Origin of the sequence: Piscirickettsia salmonis LF-89 = ATCC VR-1361 (assembly GCF_000297215.2) — a bacterium.
Taxonomy (GTDB): Bacteria; Pseudomonadota; Gammaproteobacteria; order Piscirickettsiales; family Piscirickettsiaceae; genus Piscirickettsia; species Piscirickettsia salmonis.
Window position 1 is genome coordinate 6,174 of record NZ_AMFF02000081.1, and the last position, 20,649, is coordinate 26,822.

The 20,649-nt window shown below is 39.7% G+C and carries 19 protein-coding genes; 9 read left to right on the top strand and 10 right to left on the bottom strand.

The window, feature by feature from the left end:
* Positions 1-316 precede the first annotated feature (316 nt).
* Positions 317-2,299: a hypothetical protein gene (locus C200_RS08725; RefSeq protein ID WP_016210317.1), complete on the top strand. Its 1,983-nt coding sequence runs from the start codon at positions 317-319 to the stop codon at positions 2,297-2,299.
* 6 nt (positions 2,300-2,305) lie between these two features.
* On the opposite strand, the gene C200_RS08730 is transcribed toward C200_RS08725, so the two are convergent.
* From C200_RS08730 to C200_RS08745, 4 genes are read right to left on the bottom strand one after another with little or no spacing between them, the layout of a single operon-like run.
* A complete protein-coding gene (locus C200_RS08730) occupies positions 2,306-4,459 on the bottom strand; it encodes a RelA/SpoT family protein (RefSeq protein ID WP_016210316.1) in 2,154 nt (717 codons plus the stop codon).
* Positions 4,460-4,480: 21 nt separating this feature from the next.
* Positions 4,481-4,687 carry a DNA-directed RNA polymerase subunit omega gene (gene rpoZ, locus C200_RS08735; protein ID WP_016210310.1) on the bottom strand — a complete coding sequence of 69 codons (207 nt, stop codon included), beginning with the start codon at positions 4,685-4,687 and terminating at the stop codon, positions 4,481-4,483.
* A gap of 60 nt (positions 4,688-4,747) precedes the next feature.
* A complete protein-coding gene (gene gmk / locus C200_RS08740) occupies positions 4,748-5,368 on the bottom strand; it encodes a guanylate kinase (protein ID WP_032126592.1) in 621 nt (206 codons plus the stop codon).
* 40 nt (positions 5,369-5,408) lie between these two features.
* The gene (locus tag C200_RS08745) at positions 5,409-6,299 is read right to left on the bottom strand and encodes a YicC/YloC family endoribonuclease (protein WP_016210307.1); all 891 of its coding nucleotides are present in this window, start codon (positions 6,297-6,299) and stop codon (positions 5,409-5,411) included.
* 85 nt (positions 6,300-6,384) lie between these two features.
* Here C200_RS08745 and rph point away from each other — a divergent pair, with 85 nt between their 5' ends.
* Positions 6,385-7,110, top strand: a complete 726-nt coding sequence (rph, locus tag C200_RS08750; RefSeq protein WP_016210308.1) for a ribonuclease PH — start codon at positions 6,385-6,387, stop codon at positions 7,108-7,110.
* 60 nt (positions 7,111-7,170) lie between these two features.
* On the opposite strand, the gene C200_RS08755 is transcribed toward rph, so the two are convergent.
* Positions 7,171-7,575, bottom strand: a complete 405-nt coding sequence (locus C200_RS08755; RefSeq protein ID WP_016210305.1) for an acyl-CoA thioesterase — start codon at positions 7,573-7,575, stop codon at positions 7,171-7,173.
* Positions 7,576-7,739: 164 nt separating this feature from the next.
* Between C200_RS08755 and recG the strand changes: the two genes are divergently transcribed.
* The 4 genes from recG to astB all read left to right on the top strand — a co-directional run bounded on the left by recG (position 7,740) and on the right by astB (position 13,964).
* Positions 7,740-9,848: an ATP-dependent DNA helicase RecG gene (gene recG, locus C200_RS08760; protein ID WP_016210306.1), complete on the top strand. Its 2,109-nt coding sequence runs from the start codon at positions 7,740-7,742 to the stop codon at positions 9,846-9,848.
* A gap of 123 nt (positions 9,849-9,971) precedes the next feature.
* Entirely contained in the window at positions 9,972-11,021 is a 1,050-nt protein-coding gene (gene astA / locus C200_RS08765) for an arginine N-succinyltransferase (protein WP_016210314.1), read from the top strand.
* Positions 11,018-12,484 (top strand): succinylglutamate-semialdehyde dehydrogenase, encoded by a 1,467-nt coding sequence (astD, locus tag C200_RS08770; protein WP_016210313.1) that lies wholly within the window; start codon positions 11,018-11,020, stop codon positions 12,482-12,484. Before astA ends, astD begins: the two co-directional genes overlap by 4 nt.
* Before the next feature lie 142 nt (positions 12,485-12,626).
* The gene (gene astB, locus C200_RS08775) at positions 12,627-13,964 is read left to right on the top strand and encodes an N-succinylarginine dihydrolase (RefSeq protein WP_032126591.1); all 1,338 of its coding nucleotides are present in this window, start codon (positions 12,627-12,629) and stop codon (positions 13,962-13,964) included.
* A gap of 62 nt (positions 13,965-14,026) precedes the next feature.
* On the opposite strand, the gene C200_RS08780 is transcribed toward astB, so the two are convergent.
* From C200_RS08780 to C200_RS08790, 3 genes are all read right to left on the bottom strand, one after another.
* A complete protein-coding gene (locus C200_RS08780; protein WP_032126590.1) occupies positions 14,027-15,559 on the bottom strand; it encodes an endonuclease/exonuclease/phosphatase family protein in 1,533 nt (510 codons plus the stop codon).
* Positions 15,560-15,751: 192 nt separating this feature from the next.
* Entirely contained in the window at positions 15,752-16,123 is a 372-nt protein-coding gene (locus tag C200_RS08785) for a hypothetical protein (protein WP_052133280.1), read from the bottom strand.
* A gap of 187 nt (positions 16,124-16,310) precedes the next feature.
* Complete coding sequence (locus C200_RS08790) at positions 16,311-17,138, bottom strand: class II glutamine amidotransferase (RefSeq protein ID WP_016211719.1); 828 nt, start codon at positions 17,136-17,138, stop codon at positions 16,311-16,313.
* 302 nt (positions 17,139-17,440) lie between these two features.
* On the opposite strand from C200_RS08790, the gene C200_RS08795 reads away from it, so the two are divergent.
* Positions 17,441-18,097, top strand: a complete 657-nt coding sequence (locus C200_RS08795; protein ID WP_032126595.1) for a hypothetical protein — start codon at positions 17,441-17,443, stop codon at positions 18,095-18,097.
* Here the strand turns inward: C200_RS08795 and C200_RS08800 are convergent.
* A complete protein-coding gene (locus C200_RS08800) occupies positions 18,045-18,968 on the bottom strand; it encodes a PAS and helix-turn-helix domain-containing protein (RefSeq protein WP_016211716.1) in 924 nt (307 codons plus the stop codon). The two genes, C200_RS08795 and C200_RS08800, sit on opposite strands and share 53 nt — an antisense overlap.
* A 13-nt stretch (positions 18,969-18,981) precedes the next feature.
* Positions 18,982-19,662, bottom strand: coding sequence for a helix-turn-helix transcriptional regulator (locus C200_RS08805; protein WP_144019255.1), 681 nt, complete (start codon positions 19,660-19,662; stop codon positions 18,982-18,984).
* Between the two features lie 490 nt (positions 19,663-20,152).
* Here C200_RS08805 and C200_RS08810 point away from each other — a divergent pair, with 490 nt between their 5' ends.
* A complete protein-coding gene (locus C200_RS08810; RefSeq protein ID WP_033923740.1) occupies positions 20,153-20,440 on the top strand; it encodes a hypothetical protein in 288 nt (95 codons plus the stop codon).
* A gap of 58 nt (positions 20,441-20,498) precedes the next feature.
* Positions 20,499-20,649: helix-turn-helix domain-containing protein (locus tag C200_RS14985; protein WP_155274424.1), on the top strand; the 151-nt coding region annotated here is incomplete at its 3' end.

Sequence of the window (20,649 nt, forward strand, 5' to 3'; positions counted from 1 at the left end):
ACATTGAATACCAGAAGAAGAGCGAGTTTGAATTATTGCTCACCTAATCATGTTTTTTTAGAGTATTTGATGGCGGCTTAGTATAGAGTAGTGTTGCACTTCAGATGACGGAGGGCGAAAATATAAACTAAAATAAGTTTTTGATTTACTTTATGTAAAATTGATGATATTTGTTTCATATTATTTACAACTTATGTAATTTTTGTGCTTTATTTTTAATGTTATATTGAAAATAATTATTTTTTAAAAAAACTTTAATATTTTTAGGCTGTTAAGTATTTTAATTGGATTGCTATATTTTTCGGGAGAAACCTTTATGTCAGCGTTTAATTTTTTGAATATACCAGGTAATGCAGCTTCTCCAGTGGACTTGGTTGGTTTAGTTCAGCGGCAGTTGGAAGGGGAGGCCGTAGACCTAAAAAGTTGTTACCTTAATATTCAAGGACAGGCATTTTCAGAAAGCCAGCTTAATGGTCGAAAAACATTAGTTGCATTTGATTTAGCTGAATTAAATCCAGCATGGTATGAGAAGGAGCTAGAACAAGCAAGAATAAAAAAAATACGGGAGGTGCAGTCAACAAAATTAAATGATAAGACTTATCCTGACGCAAACTTTTATATACTTAGCTTTTTAGTTGCATGCCTTGATTACTATACAAAAATAAGTTTTGAGGAGATCGATCGCCTTTCTGGTAATTTACTCGAAAGCCTTAATACGAAGTTGTTGTTTTTATCCTTTTTAGAAGAAAATTTTACGGAAAGCTTCGAAGAGATTGATCTTAAAGAGTTTTATCTTGCTCATGCGCGTGAATTAGCAGCGGGTGAATATACGAAATTGCTTGATAAAGTAAAGTTCAAAGAAACTGATATTATTATCAACGCCCTAGCGAGTGCAAGTAGTTCTAACGTCATTTGCCAGGATGCAAATTTTTTTAGTGCCGAGCAGGTTTTAAAGCTGAATGAGAAAGCGAGCCGTGGTATAACAGCGCTTTACGCACAATTAGCGTCCACACTTAAATCACCCAAGCAACATTTTGATCATAATTTTGAAAGTTTAATTCATTCAAATCAGTACTTTAAAATTAAGCCCATTTATAATGCAATGTATCTTCATGCTGAGTATGTTGCACATGCTTTGACTAAGCAAGAAGGTGTTGCACAGCACGCGGTTAGATTTGCTTATGGTTATATTTACCCGTTATTGAATTCTGATATTGCTCGTTTTTTAAATGGCGATAAGGATGTCACGGCAGAGGGGCTTAATCAATTTATTGATGAGCAGTACTTGAAGTATCAAACAGTTGTAGAAAGCGTGTTGATGTCCTATCTGTCATCTTTTACTGATGTTAGTTTAAGAGAAAATAGAGCGGGCTGGCTTGCAGAAAATACTGCGGTGAATATGGATTTAATTTCAACTTGTAATGATAATGGTAGGTTAACTTATGTAGAAGGATCTCGCTCACTTTCATCATTGAAAACGAGCCAATATGCTTTAACGGGCAAAGCGGCTGGAGAGCTCCTCTCGACTTATCCCGAAGTGGGTTTGCAGCAAGTGTATGCAAAGAATTTAGTAGAAGGTTCAAAAATAGATTCGCGCTTGAATAAACTGCAAAAGCTAACTGAAGAAAGGTTTGCGCGTTATGGGGAGCAGTATAGAGAAGATAATCTTGCTAAGCTCGCATGTGCAGTTATTGGTGATTATGCAACGGGGCGCTGGCGCTGGAGATCTCATTTTAAGAAGGAAGGGCAGCATTTTTTACAAGAACATCGTGATCTTCTTGGTAAAGGCCAGCTAACATCTGCAGATAAGTGGCGTTTATTACAAGCAGTACGAGCATTACACTCACAGATTCATAGTTCAGCAGATTTTAGTGACAGTAGCTCGTTTAGTACAAGGTTGGCATTTTTAGAGGCAAAAATCTCTGAACAGCTTGAATTTGAATGTGAAGCGAAGTTTAAAGAAGTAGAGGCTGACATGCAAAGGGAGCTTGTAGGTGTAACTACTTCTAAGGGTGCAAAAGATCTCTTAGAGAAAGTGCATGCACTAGAAAAGCAAGTTGATCGTAGTCTGGCTGATATGGGCGGGCCATTTAGGATGAGATTGGTGTTGTTAGAGAGCAAGGTATTTGAGATGCTTGAGAATATTAGCTTGGAAGAAGCGCTGAATGCCGCAGTTCTTGCAGGGTATGATCAAGTGGTAAAAGTCGAATCTTCACGAGAAGCATTAATCATGCAAGCTGGACTTGAAAAGTTAGCAATGCAAGAACAGTGTCAGACACTTTCTGTAATGAGTCGATAGAATGACCTACTTTAACCGATAGATCCTGAGTGTGGTGCGTAGGCCTTTTAAGCGGCGCATCACCCGAGCGAGATGTACACGATTTCTAACGGATAATGTGAGGGTAACGATAAAGTAGCGCTCATCCGACTCATCACTATGAATATGTTCGATATTTGAATCTGCATCGGCAATTTCTGTGGTAATACGTCCTAATGCACCGCGGAAGTTGGACATTTCCACACGAACACGTGCACTAAAGTCAGCTGCGGTGCTGGGTGACCAATCAATTTGGATACAATGCTCAGGATTGCGCTTTAAGGTTAGCAAGGCATTCTTACAGTGCGTTCTATGGACGATAATGCCGCGTCCAGCATTGAGGCAACCGATGACTTCATCGCCAGGGATTGGATAGCAGCACTTTGCAAAGCTGACAACCATCCCTTCTGTGCCTTTGATTAGTAAGGGGGCGGGGGCTGTTGGTGGTTGAGCGGTTGCAAGAGCCGTATCTGTATTGCCTGTTTGTTGTAGATCAGCAGAGGGTGAGTGTAGGCAATGAATGTTTTGTGCAACCATATTCGCAGTGCGATGACCAATACCGATATCTGCATAGAGTTTGTCTAAGCTTTCGTATTCCATTTTCCGCAGTAAGCTGTGTGATAATGTACTTTGTGATAAAGCATCCAGGTCTATACTGGCATGAGTGAGCGCACGTTCAAGTAATGCTTTACCTAATTCAATGGCATCGAGTAGTTGCTGGTTCTTTAAGTGATGGCGAATATTACCACGAGCTTTGCCGGTGACAACAAAGCTCAGCCAGGCCGGGTTAGGGCGGGCGGCAGGAGCGGTAATAATTTCTACCGTTTGTCCTGTCATCAGTGGTGTGCTAAGTGGCATTAAGCGGTTATCAATTTTGCTCGCAATGCAGGCGTTGCCAATATGGGTATGCACAGCATAGGCAAAATCAACCGCAGTAGAGCCATTGGGCAGGGCAAAAATTTTGCCTTTGGGTGAGAAGATATACACCTCACCTGGGAATAAATCCCCTTTCATATCTTCAATAAACTCGAGTGAAGAGCCCGAATGCTCTTGAATTTCTTCAACGCCTTTGAGCCAACGTGCTGTGCTGGCTTCGATTTTGGTATTGCCTTCTTTATAGAGCCAGTGCGCGGCAATCCCCACTTCGGCAACCTGATGCATTTTCTTGGTACGAATTTGAATTTCTATGGGTACGCCGTAGGGGCCGAATAAGGTCGTATGTAAGGACTGATAGCCGTTGGCTTTCGGAATGGCGATATAGTCTTTAAAGCGCCCGGGGACAGGTTTATATAAAGCATGAGCCGAGCCGAGGGTGCGGTAACAGTTATCACGATTATTAAGTAAAACGCGGAAGGCATACACATCCATAACTTCATTAAATGAGAGGCCTTTGTTAAGCATTTTTTTGTAAATACTGTAATAGTGTTTTTCGCGGCCAGAGAGCTTAATGTAATCGATTTGATGTTTTTTGAGATGTTCTTTGAGCTCTTCTTCGATTTTTTCAATAATTTTATGGCGGTTACCACGTGCTTTGTGCACTGAGTCGCGAATGGTGCGATAGCGCATCGGGTACATGGACTGGAAGCCTAAGTCCTCAAACTCAAGGCGGATATTGTGCATACCCAAACGATGAGCGATAGGGGCATAAATATCGAGAGTCTCTCGAGCGATGCGGCGTTTTTTACTGGGCGGTAAGGCACCTAAAGTGCGCATATTATGTAAACGATCAGCAAGCTTAACGAGGATCACCCGGACATCTTTGACCATCGCCAGCATCATTTTGCGGAAGTTCTCCGCTTGTTGTTCAATTTTACTGCGAAAGCTAATTTGTTTGAGCTTAGTGACACCATCAATAAGATTGGCCACTTCATCACCAAACAGCTTAGCAATATCTTCTTTAGTGACTTCGGTGTCTTCGATGACATCATGCATCAGGGCGGCCATAATGGTTTGGGCGTCCATTTTCATTGAAGCGAGAATACGGGCAACTTCAATGGGGTGGCAGATATAAGGCTCACCAGAGCGACGCACTTGGCCGTCATGGGCGCGAAAAGCAACTAAAAAAGCCTGGCAGACTTGAATGACATCGTCATGTTCAAGGTAGGTTTTGATTTCATCACGTAAATCAGTAAAAAGGAACATCTTTAACTCTTTCTAGCTGATTTATTGCTCGTCTTCGTTCAGTATGTCGCGAGTGACCTTGCCTTCGGCAATTTCACGTAAAGCCATGACGGTTGGCTTGTCATTTTCCCATGTTAATGTTGCCTCCGAGCCATAAGCTAATTGACGAGCACGCTTGGCGGCGACTAAAACAAGTTGGAAACGATTATCAACTCGAGTTAAGCAATCTTCAACGGTAACACGGGCCATAAAAATACCTCAATAACATATTCATTGGTAAAGTGTATAGATTGTACCTACTTCTTTATCTTAAGCCAAGAGCTCTTCGATGAGGAGGAGGTGAGTTATTTTTTGTTTTTCAACTTTTAAACGTTTGGCCTGAACAATTACAGTGAGTTCTTTCAGTGCTTGGTCAAAGTCGTCATTGATAATTAAGTAATCATATTCACTAAAATGTTGCATTTCCTCATGGGCTTCATGCAAGCGTTGATTAATGACTTCAGTGCTGTCTTGGCCACGGCCAGTAAGACGTTCTTGTAGTGCTTGGCGGGATGGTGGTAGGATAAAAATACTGATGCTTTCAGGTATTAATTTGCGCACTTGCGCACCGCCTTGCCAGTCGATTTCAAGAATAATATCAAGGCCCTGATCAAGCTGCTCTTGAATATGGGCATGGCTAGTGCCGTAATCATTACCAAAGACACAAGCATGTTCTAAAAATTGGCCTTTTTGAATAAGCGATTGAAATTGCTCTTTGCTGACAAAATGATAATGGCTGCCGTTAACTTCGCCGTGACGCATCGGGCGTGTCGTATGTGATACAGAGACGTTAATTCCTGTTAGTGTCTTTGTGAGTGCTTTTACTAAGCTGGTTTTACCTGCTCCTGACGGGGCGGAGAATATGTACAGTGTACCTTTAGTTGTGCTCATTGAGTTAGATTACCTGATTTTATTTAATGTAATTTAATTTTTATTCGATATTTTGAATTTGTTCGCGCATTTTCTCGACAATGACCTTAAGTTCAACAACCGCTTGGGTTGCTAGGCTGTGTTGTGATTTTGAGCCAAGGGTATTACATTCACGATTAAGTTCTTGCATCAAAAAATCCAAGCGTCGACCGGTGGTGCCAGCTTGATTTAATACACGTCGTGTTTCTTTTATGTGTGTGTGTAGGCGTTCAATTTCTTCGCTGATATCAAGTTTTTGTGCCCAGAAGAGGAGCTCTTGCTCTAAGCGTTCTGAATTTGCTGTTTGATTAATTTCCGCTAAACGTTCGGTCATTTTTGTGCGCAGGTGGGCTAGATTTTCTGGTGCTGCTTCTGCCACCTGGTTAATGAATGGTGCCATAGAGTCCAAGTGGTAGAGTAAGAATGTTTTTAATTCAGCGCCTTCGCGTTCACGACAGGCATTAAATTCTGTTAAGGCACTTGCTAATGCATTAAGTGCAGCGGACTTGACTTGGTTAAGATCATTTTGTTGCTGTTCAAGCACACCGGGCCAAGCGAGCAATTCGAGTGGATTGGCAGGGGCGAATGTCGTTTGCTCTTGCTTCGCGTCAGTTATTGCCTTGAGTTGGTTGAGGGCTGAGAGTAAAGAAGTAGTGAGCGCTTGATTGATGGTAAATGCCTCACTTGATGGGCTATCTAACTGATAGCGTAAACTCACTTCAAGTTTGCCGCGCGCTACCTGCTTTTTAACCATGTCGCGTAAAGCGGGCTCGAGGTCACGAAAAGCATCGGGAAGTTTGGGCTGGATTTCCAAATAGCGGTGATTGACGGCACGGATTTCCCAGGTCAGTTGGCAGGGTGTTGCTTTGTGTTCATAACGTGCAAAGGCGGTCATGCTATAAATTTTAGTCATTATTCTATTAATCCTCTCTTGCCCTTCTTACCCTGGCGTTAAATGGGTTATAATACCTCTTTCATTTTTTTTAGGAAAGGTAGTTATGCGTCCGAGTGGTCGAAAGCAAGATGAATTGCGGGAAATCCGCATTACCCGTAATTATACCAAGCATGCTGAAGGGTCAGTGTTGGTTGAGTATGGTGAGACGAAAGTGTTATGTAATGCCAGTGCCGTGAATGGTGTGCCACGCTTTTTGAAAGGTCAGGGCCAAGGTTGGGTGACAGCAGAATATGGCATGCTCCCGCGTGCGACAACTCAGCGTACCGATCGTGAAGCGGCGCGTGGTAAACAAACGGGGCGGACTCAAGAAATCCAGCGTTTAATTGGTCGCTCATTACGCGCAGCAGTGGATATGAAAGCGCTGGGTGAGAATACCATTCATATTGATTGTGATGTAATTCAAGCGGATGGCGGCACGCGTACTGCATCGATTACAGGGGCCTGTGTCGCTATGGCCGATGCAATCCGTCATTTGTATGAGCGCAATCGTTTAAAATCAAATCCATTAAAAAACCTTGTCGCTTCTGTTTCTGTTGGTATTTATAAGGGAGAGCCAGTATTAGACCTGGACTATGCTGAGGACTCTAATGCTGAAACGGATATGAATATCATTATGAATGATGAGAATCATTTTATTGAAGTACAAGGGACAGCAGAAGGTGTTGCCTTTAGTGCTGATGAATTGCAGTCCATGCTTAAATTAGGTCAGCATGGCATTGAGCAGTTAATTGGTATGCAGAAAAAAGCCTTAGATTTAGCTATTTCTTAAGCTTAACTCAATGCAACGCGGTACTTACAATACTTAATGTGCCAGATATCTTGTTAACTATTAACTTTCATTTTGTGTGCGTTTCACTGGCGTGGGGCGCCCGTTTTCACCAATAGAGACATAAGTAAAAACACCTTTAGTCACCAATAAATCTTCATCGCTTAAATGACGATAGACCCAGACTTCGACATTGATTTTCATGGATGTACGACCAATATGTGCGACCTGTGCATAGCAAGAGACGGTGTCACCGACATGAACCGGGTTTAAAAAGGTCAGTGAGTCAATCGCGATGGTTGTTGTGCGTGTGTTGGCTGTTTTTTTAGCAATAATACCACCGCCTAAGTCCATTTGTGAGAGAATCCAGCCGCCAAAAATATCACCATTTGCATTCGTATCTGCAGGCATGGCGATGGTGCGCATAACGAGTGCGCCTTGAGACTTAACTAAGCTTGTTTCAACCATGATCAGCTCCTGAAGTTTGGCTATTTTTTATAAAGTCTAAGTTTATTTTTAGTGTTATTATGGGGGGATTAGTGTCTAAAAGAAAGGCATAATATAGAGATATAACTATTAGAAATATATTGGGAATACATTAGAGAGTATAGGATACAGAGGTAGGTGTTTTTTTGATCAATCACGAATTGCCTTTAACGGGTTTAAAAGGAGTGGGACCTAAATTATTAGGGAAGCTTGAGCAACTTGGTATCTACTCGCTCACTGATTTGTTATTACACCTACCTTTTCGTTATGAAGATCATACACGTCTAACTTCTGCTGCAGATATGATTCCAGGTGAGTTTATTGTCATCTTTGGTCAAGTGAGTTCTAGTCAGGCTTTAAGAAAAGGTGGACTGATTGCACAGTTAGTAACTGAGCAGAGTAAAAGTGAGATTGCTATTTGTTTTTTTAAGGCCTTTGGTCGTGTGCGCAGTGTATTTGCCCAAGGGCAATGGGTATTGTGTGCGGGTATTTTAAGAGAAAATAACTTTGGTTATGAACTGGTGCACCCTGAATGGAAAAGTGCAAATAATGGTCAGTTGCCGGTGCTAGAAACTCACTTACGACCCGTTTATCGTAGTTGTGAGGGCCTTGCTCAGGCGAGTCTGCGTCGTATCATGGACCAGGCGCTTATGCTGTTGCAGCAAGGTCATATTCATTGCTCAAGCTTATATTCTTCATATAGTGAAAAATTAAGCATATGCTTGCCTGACTTAGTTGATGCAATTTTATATTTACATAGGCCAGATGGCCACTGCGATAAAAAAGCGTTGGAACAGCGTTACCATCCTGCTTGGCAAGCGTTGTTGGTTGATGAGTTACTTACGCACCAATTAAGCTTGTATCATGCGCGTTGTGAGCTGGATCAGCAACAGGCTCAAACTATCGCGTACTGTAAGCAGCAAGAACAACAGTTTTTAGAGAATTTACCTTTTAATTTAACGCAAGCGCAGTCTCGAGTGAGCCAGGAAATTTATGATGACCTTGCACGATCTCGGCCGATGCAACGCCTTGTCCAAGGGGATGTGGGGGCAGGTAAAACAGTGGTTGCCGCATTGGCGGCTTTAGCGGCGGTAAAATATGGTCAAGTGGCCGTGTTAGCGCCTTTGGAGGTGTTGGCAACGCAGCACTATCAGACATTGCAGTGCTGGTTGACGCCTTTTGGAATAAGCACTGTTTTATTGTCAGGGCGCTTAAAAAAGCAAGCGCGTGAGCAAGTATTGCGTGATATTAAGAGTGGAGAGAGTCAAGTCATTGTGGGGACGCATGCACTATTACAAAATGATGTGCAGTATGCAAGCCTTAATTTAGTGATTATTGATGAGCAACATCGTTTTGGTGTCGAACAGCGTAGCTTATTAAGCCAGCAGGCGAGTAAGAAAGGGAAAATGCCGCATCAGCTTTTTATGACAGCAACCCCGATTCCGCGAACGTTGGCGATGACTCTCTATGCTGATTTGGATGTGTCGTTATTGGATGAAGTGCCAAAAGGCCGCCGTCCGATAAAGACCATCGCTCTTGCTAATCAACGTCGTCATGAAGTGATTGCGCGCGTTAGAGAAAATTGTATGAATGGGCAGCAGGCGTACTGGGTCTGTACTTTAATTGAAGCGTCTGAAAACTCTGCAAGTTTGGAAAGTTCTCGGTTACCAGGACAGGCTGCACAAGCGCTAAAAAAAATATTAGATAAAGAATTGCCAGGATTAAACGTGGGCTTGGTGCATGGACGGCTGAGTGGGAATGAGAAGAATCAGCTGCTTACTGATTTTAAAGAACATAAATTAGATGTGTTAGTTGCAACCACGGTGATTGAAGTGGGGGTGGATGTGCCGAATGCCAGTTTGATGGTGATTGAAAATCCTGAGCGTTTGGGCTTGGCTCAGCTACATCAGTTGCGCGGACGTGTTGGGCGTGGTTCGGTGCAAAGTTATTGTGTGCTCATGTACCAAGCACCACTTTCAGAGCAAGGTTATCAGCGTTTGGATGTATTACGTGAGAGCAGCGATGGCTTTTATATTGCTGAGCAGGATTTATTATTGCGTGGCCCGGGTGATTTATTGGGGGCGAGGCAAACAGGAGATCTTGCCTTTCGCTTTGTTGATTTAAGCCGTGATGACTATTTGGTTCGATTTATTAAGAGCCATGATATTGATTTTTTAAATCTGATTAAGGAAGAAGAGTTGCGCGCTGCAAAAGAACGCTGGTTGTCTCGTAAAAGCGATGCAGCATTAATGTAGTGGTTTTTTTCTTCTTGTGATCTTTTAGCGCGCAAGCTAAGATGGAACAGCTTGAAAAACTAAAGTTATTTTATTTTTAATTTTGCGCTGCATGATTTCGGCGTGGAAATTTAGGGAAAATGTATGATAAGAAGTATTCATGCCGTCGTTCGTCCTGTTGAGATGCGTGACTTACCCAAACTCTGCCATTTGGCAGAAGTCTCAGGCGTTGGCTTAACGACCTTACCGGTTAATGAGGAATTACTACAACAACGGATTGCAAGCTCGGTAAAAAGCTTAAATAATAAAGAGCCTAATTATCGTGAAGGGGATTATTTATTTGTTTTGGAAGACCTGGACTCTCAACAGATTGTTGGTACCAGTGGCATTTATTCATGTGTGGGGCATGGTTTGCCATGTTATCACTATCGTTTGACGACATTAGCTAAATCGTGTGAGGCATTGGGATTGTACAAAGAGCTCAAAGCACTATCACTGTCTAATGATTATCATGGTGCTTCTGAGATAGGTACGCTATTTTTACATCCAGATTTTCGTGCGCATAAAAATGGTCATTTACTCTCACGCTCGCGGTTTTTATTTATGGCACAATTTCCAGATCGCTTTGATGATACTGTGATCGCCGAGATGCGTGGTGTATCCAGCACGGATGGCTATTCACCATTTTGGGAAGGCCTTGGTGCTAATTTTTTTGACCTAGAGTTTAAACAAGCAGATTATCTAACAGGCATAGGCAATAAACAGTTTATTTCTGATATGGTGCCGCGCCATCCTATTTATACTGAATTACTGCCTGAAAGTGCACGTGAAGTGATTGGTCAGGTTCATCAAGATACTGCCCCAGCCTTAACCTTGTTGGAAAAGGAAGGATTTGTTTATAAGGGCTATGTTGATATTTTTGATGCAGGCCCCACTGTTGAAGCTCAGTTAAAGTACATCCGTTCGATTCGTAAAAGCATGGCGGCGGTATTTAAAGGTCATACTGACCAAGAGTCTGGAGCGCTTGCTATTGTTGGTAATTGTTCATTAGGCTTTAGATCATGTGTAACGCGTATGTTGATAGAGCATGATCAGGCGTATTTAACGGATGAGGCTGTTGATGTATTGCAAGTTCGGCCAGGTGATCAGTTACGTTATATTTTATTAGATGTAAAAAAGGAAGAGAAATCATGAGTCACTATATTAATGGGGAATGGTACCCAGGTGTGGGTGAGTTATTCCAGTCGATTGATCCAAGCTATAATCAAGAGATTTGGCAAGGCAAAGCGGCGACTGCGGGTGAGGTTGATCAAGCGGTGCAAGCAGCCAGAGTTGCGTTTATTGAGTGGTCAGCAACAGGGTTCAGTGCGCGTTTAAAAGTGTTACAAGCATTTACTGAGTTAGTAAAAGCAAACCAAGAATTGTTAGCTAAGACGATCGCTGAGGAAACGGGCAAGCCACTATGGGAAACACTGACAGAAGCGGGTGCGATGGCTGGCAAGTTGGCGATTTCTTTACAAGCTTATGAAGAGCGTACAGGGCTCAAAGAGTCTGAGGTCGCAGGTGCTCGAGCTATGTTGCGTCATAAACCTCACGGTGTGGTTGCGGTGTTTGGCCCTTATAATTTTCCTGGTCATCTGCCAAATGGGCATATTATTCCAGCATTGCTGGCTGGCAATACCCTTGTATTTAAACCCAGCGAGTTAACGCCGAAAACGGCGGAAGAAATGATTAAATTGTGGCAGCAAGCCGGGTTGCCTGCAGGTGTATTAAATTTGGTGCAAGGCTTAAAAGCAACCGGTCAAGCTTTAGCCCATCACGTGCAAATTGATGGCTTATTTTTTACAGGTAGCTCGACGACTGGGCGTATACTGCATGAGCAATATGGTGGACAGCCAGGAAAAATATTAGCATTAGAAATGGGTGGGAATAACCCATTAATTGTCACTGAGGCTAAAAATCTACAGGCAGCCGTGTATCATACTATTCAATCTGCTTATATTTCAGCAGGACAGCGCTGTACTTGCGCTCGGCGTTTGATTGTGCCGGTCGGTCGTGAAGGCGATGAATTTATTAATGCGCTTGCCACTTCAGTTACAGCGATTAAAGTCGCTGAGTATGATGCAGAAGATCAGCCGTTTATGGGGTCAATGATTTCACAGCAGGCGGCACAGCAGTTATTATCAGTACAAGAACATTTGATTAAGCAAGGGGCAAAGTCGCTTGTTGAAATGAAATCATTAAAAGAAAATAGCGGCCTAGTTAGCCCAGGCTTAATAGATGTCACCGGGCTAGAGTTAGCTGACGAAGAGCACTTTGGGCCATTGTTAAAGGTAATTCGCGTGAAGAATTTTGAGGAGGCTATTGATGTTGCGAATGATACTGCATTTGGCCTGTCCGCGGGTATTTTATCGGATAATAAGGCGTTATATGAAAGGTTCTTGAGCTTAAGTCGTGCGGGTATTGTTAATTGGAATCGGCCATTAACAGGAGCGAGCTCTGCCTCACCATTTGGTGGGGTCGGTGATAGTGGCAATCATCGTGCCAGTGCGTATTATGCGGCAGATTATTGTGCTTATCCTGTTGCCAGTTTAGAAGCTGAAGCTTTAGTGTTGCCTACAGCGCTGAGCCCCGGTTTGACAATTAAGCCATGCTAAATTGAGATGATCTATATTTAAGGTTAAATTAGGTTAAATGAATGTATATGATCGGTTGTTAGATGCAGCCGATTTTTTTATTTAATTGTTTTATATTTTATTATTAGTTTGTGTTGTTTTTATCTTGTTGTGTGAGGATAGTATGCAAGCATTTGAAGTAAATTTTGACGGTATTGTCGGTCCGTCACATAACTATGGTGCCTTATCTTTTGGTAATGTGGCATCGATTGCAAGCGGTAGTGGTGTATCGCAGCCAAAGCAGGCGGCGTTGCAAGGCTTAAAAAAAATGAAAGCACTGCATGATTTAGGTCTGAAGCAGGCGGTATTACCCCCGCATGATCGCCCTCATATTTCGACATTAAGACAATTAGGGTTTAGAGGGTCTGATGGAGAGGTATTAGTACAGGCGGCGACAGTGGCGCCTGAAGTCTTTGCAGCTTGTTGCTCAGCCTCGAGTATGTGGACGGCAAATGCGGCAACAGTGTCGCCAAGTGCTGATAGCTTTGATGGGAAAGTGCATTTTACCCCAGCGAATTTAAGCAATAAATTTCATCGCTCGATTGAATATTTAACAACTGCACGTGCTTTAAAAGCAATTTTTACTGATACGCGTTATTTTCACCACCATGACGCCTTACCATTGAGCGATTACTTTGGGGATGAGGGGGCAGCGAATCATACGCGTTTTTGCCAAGACTATAATGATCCTGGCGTGCAACTTTTTGTTTTTGGTCGCTATGGCTTTAAACAAAGTTCATTCACCGCAGCAAAATTTCCAGCGCGTCAGAGCTATGAAGCGTCAGCGGCAATTAGTCGGTTGCATCAGTTAAGTGCGGATAAGGTTGTTTTTGCTCAGCAGCATCCTGATATGATTGATGCTGGGGTGTTTCATAACGATGTTATTTCCGTTGGCAATAAAAATGTCATGCTCTACCATGAAAATGCCTTTGTAGATACAGATCTAGTGATTGAAGCCTTAACAAGTAAATTTTTAGGTGAAAATTTTTATCCACTTAAAGTTAAAAATAATGAAGTTAGTGTGAATGATGCAGTTAAAAGTTATTTATTTAATAGCCAGCTGGTGAGTGTTAGTCATGATCAAATGATTATTATTGCCCCACAAGAGTGCTATGAAAATAAAGCAGTACATCAATGGCTGATGCGTGCAGTTGAGGCAGATAATCCAATTCGTGATGTGAAATTTTTTGACTTAAAACAAAGTATGAAAAATGGCGGTGGGCCAGCGTGTTTGCGTTTGCGTGTTGTGTTAACAGAGCAAGAGCTTGCTGCAATGAACTCATCTGTGCTATTAACAGACGAGCTTTATCATACATTGGTTCATTGGGTAGAGCGTCACTATCGTGATGAATTAGTCACTGATAACTTACAAGAGGTAAAATTGCTTGAAGAGTCATATGTTGCGCTTAATGAATTAACGGAAATTTTAAATTTAGGTGCTATTTATTCGTTTCAAAGATAGTGCGATCAATATAAATAGTAGCATTGCTTGGCCTCATAGATTCTCTGAGGCCAGTTTTCCATTTAATTTATGGTTGGGCTGGGTTCCTGTACCTTCATGCAATGGCCAATCTGAATAATAGTGTTTTCTGTTTTTGTATAGCTTTCAGACTGTTGATGGAATTGATTAAATAAGCTGATACTAGACTCTTGTGACCCTTTAGTACGTAATAGCGAGTTTCTTTCATCACGCAGTTCTAGTATGAGTCGAATATCACAAGGGTAAGTTGTGTCTAATTGCTGTGCATCAGCCAATTTGTACATATCTTCCATTGTTTTTGTTATTCCCCACCAGACCTCGGATTTACCGATGCTATTTTTATATCCTGTTTTAACTATTGCTTCAAAACTTTCTTTGGACAGGGAGTGCCGGACTTCTTGTTTGGTCACTAGGCGATTCAATCTGATGAGACCTTCGAATGATAGAGAGGAAGAACGATAAATCTGCTTGATTGTTTCTCTATATTGTTCAGGATTCTTTAAATCGAGTTGCTTTAACTGTTCTGCCAGTGCTTGGACTTTAGTTTTATTTTTCTCGATTAAAGAAAGGTGATTTAACTCATGTGCGATTGTATTTGTGAGCTTATCGTTGGGTGTTAGGGAGGGAGCTACCTTTATTTCAAAGGTTCTAAGCACTGGGCGATGATCACTTGGGTTAAAGCCATCTTTATTAGTAACCTGCAGCATTTTTGGTTGAACTACTGAATTTTTGACGAGTCCTTTTGTATCGCGCAAGCCAATATTATCCAAAACGCCAGCATCAGGAGAGTTGCCACGGATTGTTTTGTATTTGGTTGCACCTTCTTCTGATTGTTGGTGATAGCTAAAGCAACCGGGAGACTGAAATTCAATACTATATTGCCTTGTTAGTGGGGTTCTCCCTGTAGTGAGTGGATCTCTTTCTTTAATCAGCTCACCTTCTAATTGTGCTTGACTAACTCTATCATTACTATGTCTACGTAAGTTACTTCTATGAATATCAGGGCTTAAGCGTTCATTAAAATCGCCCATAAAAATAATGGTATCTAATGTTTTTTCACCAATTGCACGCATGAGAGACTCTACTTCTTTTTGTCTTTTTTCAGCGCTATTGGAATCTAAGTGAGCACCAATGATACCGATCTTTTGGTCGCCAATTTTAAGTACAGCGTATTGGCCGCCTTTATTGAGACCATCTTTTTCTTGGCCCGGAGGGGTGAAGTGATCGATTGATGCTTCAATGCCTGGCTTGATTAAAATGCCAAGGTGGGTTTTAGCAGGGTTTAAAATATTTGATATGCCATCTACACCATCACCGCCTAATTTCATAGGTAAGGGATTAACTTTGGTGAAAACTGAAAAAGAAGTTTGATAGAGTAAAAAAAGACCTTGTCTTTTAGCGAGGCGCTCAGAAAGTGTTTCACCTTCTAGATTTGACTCTTTCGCTTCTTGGGCGCTGACTAAGATGATATCAGCTTCTTCTTTATCAATTTGATCTGATAATTGTTGAATACATGAGCCATGAATTTGATTGTTGCCCATGTTCCAAGTTAATGCTGATATTTTATAATCTGGCAATTTTATTTTCCTATTTTTATATGAAATATACTAGATAAATAATTTGAATTAAATATTATTAAATTTTAAATAAGTTTTTTAAGTTTTAATTTTTTTTATGATTTTTTAGGTGTTGTTGCTTTTGAGTGGCGATTATAGCCTAGTTAAGTAGCTGTAGAAAAGTTATTTTTTTGTTAATTTTTAGTAAATTTTTTATTTTTGATTATATTTATCAATATCTTCAGGTTTTATTTCTGGGAACTGTTTATGGAAAAATTCAGGGAGTAAATGAATACCAAATTTTTTACCTAGCATAATAATTAATGGCAAAGTAATCACACTACCAGGCAACACTAAAAAAGTTCCTAGACCAAGTGTTTTTAGGAGTTGACGAAATTGTTCATTGGCATGCTTCATTTCTTCTTTGGTGGTTTTGCCGGCAAGATAAAATGCATATGTTTCCAGCATTTGTTTGTTCTCTTTTGTCTCATGACTTAATGCTGTTTGGATTTTTGTTAAAGCACTTTTAGTGTCTTTGCCAAGCGAATTAACATTGTTGAGAATGTTTTTTATAGATTGCTTCATGTGATATTTCTTATATTCTGACCGCTTTGCTAAAGATTGTAGCAGACGCTGCGAGCCATGGACGTGCTAGCGACGCTTACGCTAGAATCTAGAATAAACTAAGCAAGCAGTGCTTTTTGGGTTTTATTGGTTCTATTTTTTAATAAAATGATATTCACCTGGCTAGCAAAGTAACCATCTGTCTAGCTTATTCAAGTCGTGGAAGTAATGAGAAGGGAATGCGTTGAATATCACCTTGGTGGATGGTGAGTAGGCTATCTTCTTCTATACTGATCCAGTGCTCTTGGTCATCTAGAGGCTCTGATAGGATGAGAGTGGCTCCTTTGCCTTGAATGAATTGACATATTCCTAGCTCATCGACATAAACAGACTCACCGCTTCGATAAAATAAAGTGGGTGATTGTTGATCATTTGAATGGCGTAATGCGTAGAGTGTTGCTCCATCGGTAATGCAAATTGTCATTCGCGCAGGTAAGTGAACGCTATGTTGTTTGAGTAACGAATGCAGTTGGTTAATGGATGTTTGGATTGCTGCAATTGGATTACGTGCCAAGCCATTGCTTAGCATTAAATAAAATAAGGCCTCGCTATCGGTATTGCCTTCTTTATGCATGTAGTAATCATTATTGATGAGCGACTCTAAATCTTTACGGATGATAGGAAATCCTCCGATATCGCCATTATGCATAAATAGCCAATTCTGGTAGCGAAAGGGGTGGCTATTTTGACGAGAGGCGGATGCATTGCCTGTTGAAGCGCGTACATGTGAAAAAAAAAGAGGTGAAGAAATATGATGAGCAATTTCTTGTAAGTTCGTATCATTCCAAGCGGGGTAGAGGTCGCGGTAAAGGCCAGGTTGCTTATGCTGGCTATACCAACCAATGCCAAAGCCATCACCATGGGTTGTAATATTGCCGCCACTTGAAATACTTTGATTGATAAGAGAGTTGATTGGTTTAGCAATGAGTGTATCTAAATAAATTTCAGGGCCTTGATAAGCCAGCCAGCGGCACATAGTGATCTCCTGTAAGTTAAATTGATTATTTTATTTTAAATATACCTTAAGATTATTAAATTATGTAAGCTGGGTAAAATTTTATTAAAGTTGCTCTGCATTTCTGTAACGGTCTATAACTGCGTAATTGTACGGATATTTAAGCTTTTGTTTTATGTGTAGACTGTCAAGTATTAATTTGATTTATATTAGTTTTATTGATTAAGTGGAGAGATATTTTTATTATTATACTCGAGTCGAGTGTGGAGCTGTTTGTTAATTAATTGGCTCTAAAATAATTAATAAAAATACTGCGTAAATTTATGAAAATTAATCATCAGCCTGGCGGCATAATGTTGATAATGAATAATCATGGTGAAGTGATGACAAGCTACTCACATATGATGAGTTTTTTTTCAAATTATGGCGAAAAAGTAAAGATTGAGAATCAGCGTATCTTAAATGATAATAAACTGCTATTTAGTAATAGAGTGAGTAGGGTGCGTTATCGGCCTTGTCTTATTATTGATGCAAAAGATGCTTTATCAGTCTGTTCTGGCGTGTTTCATCAAGTAAAAAATGAATTCGGAGTTGTTGTTGCAAGCTCTCTTAATGTGATGATATACGATTATAAATCAATGTCAGATGAGGATATTATTCATATTTTAAAGTCTGTCAAAAAACATCCAAAATTATCTTTAATAGAAAGCAAGATACTTTTTTTAAAAGTGGTAATGAAAGGGATAAAATGTCGCCATATTGAGTCGTTACTTAAGGTATCCGGAAGTACTGTGTATACGTATTGTATGAATATCAAGTCAAAAGCAAATATTTTTAGTTTTAAAGGGCAGTCCGTAATTCAGGAATTAGAAAAAAGTCAATTTTTTAGTGATATTTCTATAAAGATAAATATAGATTTCTATAACATTAATAATGGAGTAAATGAGAAAAATGTTTGCCAAGTATATAGCCTAGCTTAAATAAGTTAGGGCAATTCATTTTGTGTTTAATGTTTTTAATATGATCTTGCGCAGTGCGATTTGAAATATTGAGTTTTTTTGATATCTCAGTTGAACTAAAGCCTTGTATTAGTAGATTAACGCACTCTACTTCTCTTACTGATAAGTCTAAGCCTATAGATAATGACACTTCTCCATTAGTATTCGTCATTGTTTGGTAGCAATTGAAAATAGAGATACCAAAAACTCCAATGACTTTATTGCTTTCTTTATTATAAATGGGAGATTTAATTGAATAAGTAATCTGCTTATTGCCTTTATAGTTAGCTAATTTTTCTATTACCATGATTGCTTTGTTATTATTTATTACTAATTGATCGTTGCTTATTAAAGACTTTGCGGTTGCTGCCCAGGGTGAGTCGAAATCTGTTAGACCAATAATATTTTTTCCTGCATAACTATTAAGCGCTGGATTAGCGAAAATGTATTGGCTATTTTCATCTTTGCAATAAACAGGATAAGGAATGCTATCAATTATCGTATAAATGCTTAGAGTACTTTTAAATATAGCGTGAATATTGACACTAAGGATAAAATATGGACTTTGATTCTTTGAGTTATGAATAAGTGTTAAATTTAAAAATAAATTTTTTTTAGCTGTTTTTAACTTTCCTTTTTTTATAGATAAATTATTTTCTATACCAAAATATAGCAGAACATCAATAATATTTTTATTAATTAGATGATAGTAGTGATTGTTGTTAAATAGTGCTGAGCTACTTGGGCTAATATCAAGAATATAGCCATCTAGCGTTAAATGAAATAGTGCCAGATCCATTTGTTTGGCATATTGTGCTAGATGTTGGTAGATAGTAGTATTTAATTGCAGCATTTTTAAATTTGATCTAAATCAAAGAACAATGATGGAGCTTGCCTAAGGCATAGCCTAGTTCAATTTGAGTGCGGCACTTAAACTTTGCTTTAATCATAGCAATATGATTCTCAACTGTACGCTTAGATATTCCTATCGTGGTTGCTATTTTTTTAGGTGATTGTCCGAGCGTAAGCCAGTGAATACACTCTAATTCACGGGAGCTTAGTTTGAGTGATTTCGGTGGTGGCATTATTTTTGTTGGTATAGAAAAGTTAAGTGTGCCAATAACCTTATTAGATTGATCTTTTAACGCGAGCTTTGTACTGATAAAGATATTGACTAACTGATTTACACATAAGGCAGACTCTGTTACAACCAAGCAGAAATTTTCTCGTGCTATTGCATCATTTTTTGCAAAATAGCCTGCGCCATCTGACCAAATTAAATCATAATCGGTAGAGCCTATAATGTTTTTTCCAGCAAGGTGATTTGTAAATTTATTTGCGTAGATAAAAGAACCTGATAAATTTTTAATATATACAGGGTAGGGCTTTCCTTTTAGTAACTTATTAATATTAATTATTTCTTTATTATCTCTATGATTAATATGTCGCCCTGAAAGCAGCCAGCTGCTAATTTTTTGGTTTTCACAGATCAATCCATTGAGTTGCCAATGGATTGATCCATGTTCTATGAGAGTTGTGCTCTTCATTGTGGTGATATCAGTGATGGTTTGGGATATGGGATTTTCTATACCATGTGCTTGACATAATTCAAAAAAATTTTTATCTGAAATTTTACCGAGATATTTAAGTTTAAATATCTCGAGAAAAATAGAGTTATAGTCTTCTATATTGCCAGAAGAGCTTAATTTTATTCTTATAAATTGGTTGTTGTCAATAAAATTTGATATATGTTTGTAGTATTTTTTAGGTAAATAACCTGATAAATCCAACTTAATAAACTCATTTTACACTATTTTAGTGTTGTTATAATAATAATTTTAAATTAAAGCTAATTTTAACATCTAAGCTCAGAAACTTTACCTTAATTGAAGTAAAGCTACAACAGATTTTTGCAACTTTATGTTTTATAAATTTATATTTTTATTTTGTTTATTATTGATAAATTAATGGTTATGCTGTAAATGTAATAATAAGGACTTGTTGATTTTTATATAAATAATGACAGGTAAAGTGTGCATGCCGAGATATCAACTGCTAGAGAAAATGAATGGAGAAAAAATATTAGATTTTGATCAAGAAAGCTATATTTTGATGAATAGAAAAGTGAGGCAGCACGCAAAAGCACACCCTGGGTCACTTATAGCGCACATCGCTGGTGGGATGGAGTTAATTTCTGTAGTATGGCATGGAGCATGTGCAGCGATTAATATAGAACTGCTTAACTTTTTGGCGGATGCTGAAAAAGGTGGTATTGCACGTGTTAGAGAGTTCGCCCTCCGTCATCTGAAGTGCAACACTCAGTAGAGAGTTCATATTCATACAGATAAACTCTCTAGTTCGCCTTTTGACTTAGAGGGTAGAGATGGTTTATCGGCACTTAAATGAAAAAGATCGTTTTTATATCGAACAACGGTTATCAGAGGGAGACTCGCTCAGATCAATTGCTAGAGCACTTGGCTTTTCTCCTAGCACGATTAGCCGTGAGATTAAACGGCACACCCCAATCGATTTTA

What these genes read in the sequence shown, in the direction of transcription:
- astA (WP_016210314.1), top strand. Translation starts at nt 9,972, where the DNA reads ATGATAAGAAGTATTCATGCCGTCGTTCGTCCTGTTGAGATGCGTGAC.
- C200_RS08725 (WP_016210317.1), top strand. Translation starts at nt 317, where the DNA reads ATGTCAGCGTTTAATTTTTTGAATATACCAGGTAATGCAGCTTCTCCA.
- C200_RS08790 (WP_016211719.1), bottom strand. Translation starts at nt 17,138, where the DNA reads ATGTGCCGCTGGCTGGCTTATCAAGGCCCTGAAATTTATTTAGATACA.
- C200_RS08785 (WP_052133280.1), bottom strand. Translation starts at nt 16,123, where the DNA reads ATGAAGCAATCTATAAAAAACATTCTCAACAATGTTAATTCGCTTGGC.
- C200_RS08745 (WP_016210307.1), bottom strand. Translation starts at nt 6,299, where the DNA reads ATGACTAAAATTTATAGCATGACCGCCTTTGCACGTTATGAACACAAA.
- astB (WP_032126591.1), top strand. Translation starts at nt 12,627, where the DNA reads ATGCAAGCATTTGAAGTAAATTTTGACGGTATTGTCGGTCCGTCACAT.
- gmk (WP_032126592.1), bottom strand. Translation starts at nt 5,368, where the DNA reads ATGAGCACAACTAAAGGTACACTGTACATATTCTCCGCCCCGTCAGGA.
- C200_RS08755 (WP_016210305.1), bottom strand. Translation starts at nt 7,575, where the DNA reads ATGGTTGAAACAAGCTTAGTTAAGTCTCAAGGCGCACTCGTTATGCGC.
- C200_RS08800 (WP_016211716.1), bottom strand. Translation starts at nt 18,968, where the DNA reads ATGCTGCAATTAAATACTACTATCTACCAACATCTAGCACAATATGCC.
- C200_RS08805 (WP_144019255.1), bottom strand. Translation starts at nt 19,662, where the DNA reads ATGAAGAGCACAACTCTCATAGAACATGGATCAATCCATTGGCAACTC.
- rph (WP_016210308.1), top strand. Translation starts at nt 6,385, where the DNA reads ATGCGTCCGAGTGGTCGAAAGCAAGATGAATTGCGGGAAATCCGCATT.
- astD (WP_016210313.1), top strand. Translation starts at nt 11,018, where the DNA reads ATGAGTCACTATATTAATGGGGAATGGTACCCAGGTGTGGGTGAGTTA.
- rpoZ (WP_016210310.1), bottom strand. Translation starts at nt 4,687, where the DNA reads ATGGCCCGTGTTACCGTTGAAGATTGCTTAACTCGAGTTGATAATCGT.
- C200_RS08730 (WP_016210316.1), bottom strand. Translation starts at nt 4,459, where the DNA reads ATGTTCCTTTTTACTGATTTACGTGATGAAATCAAAACCTACCTTGAA.
- C200_RS08795 (WP_032126595.1), top strand. Translation starts at nt 17,441, where the DNA reads ATGAAAATTAATCATCAGCCTGGCGGCATAATGTTGATAATGAATAAT.
- C200_RS08810 (WP_033923740.1), top strand. Translation starts at nt 20,153, where the DNA reads ATGCCGAGATATCAACTGCTAGAGAAAATGAATGGAGAAAAAATATTA.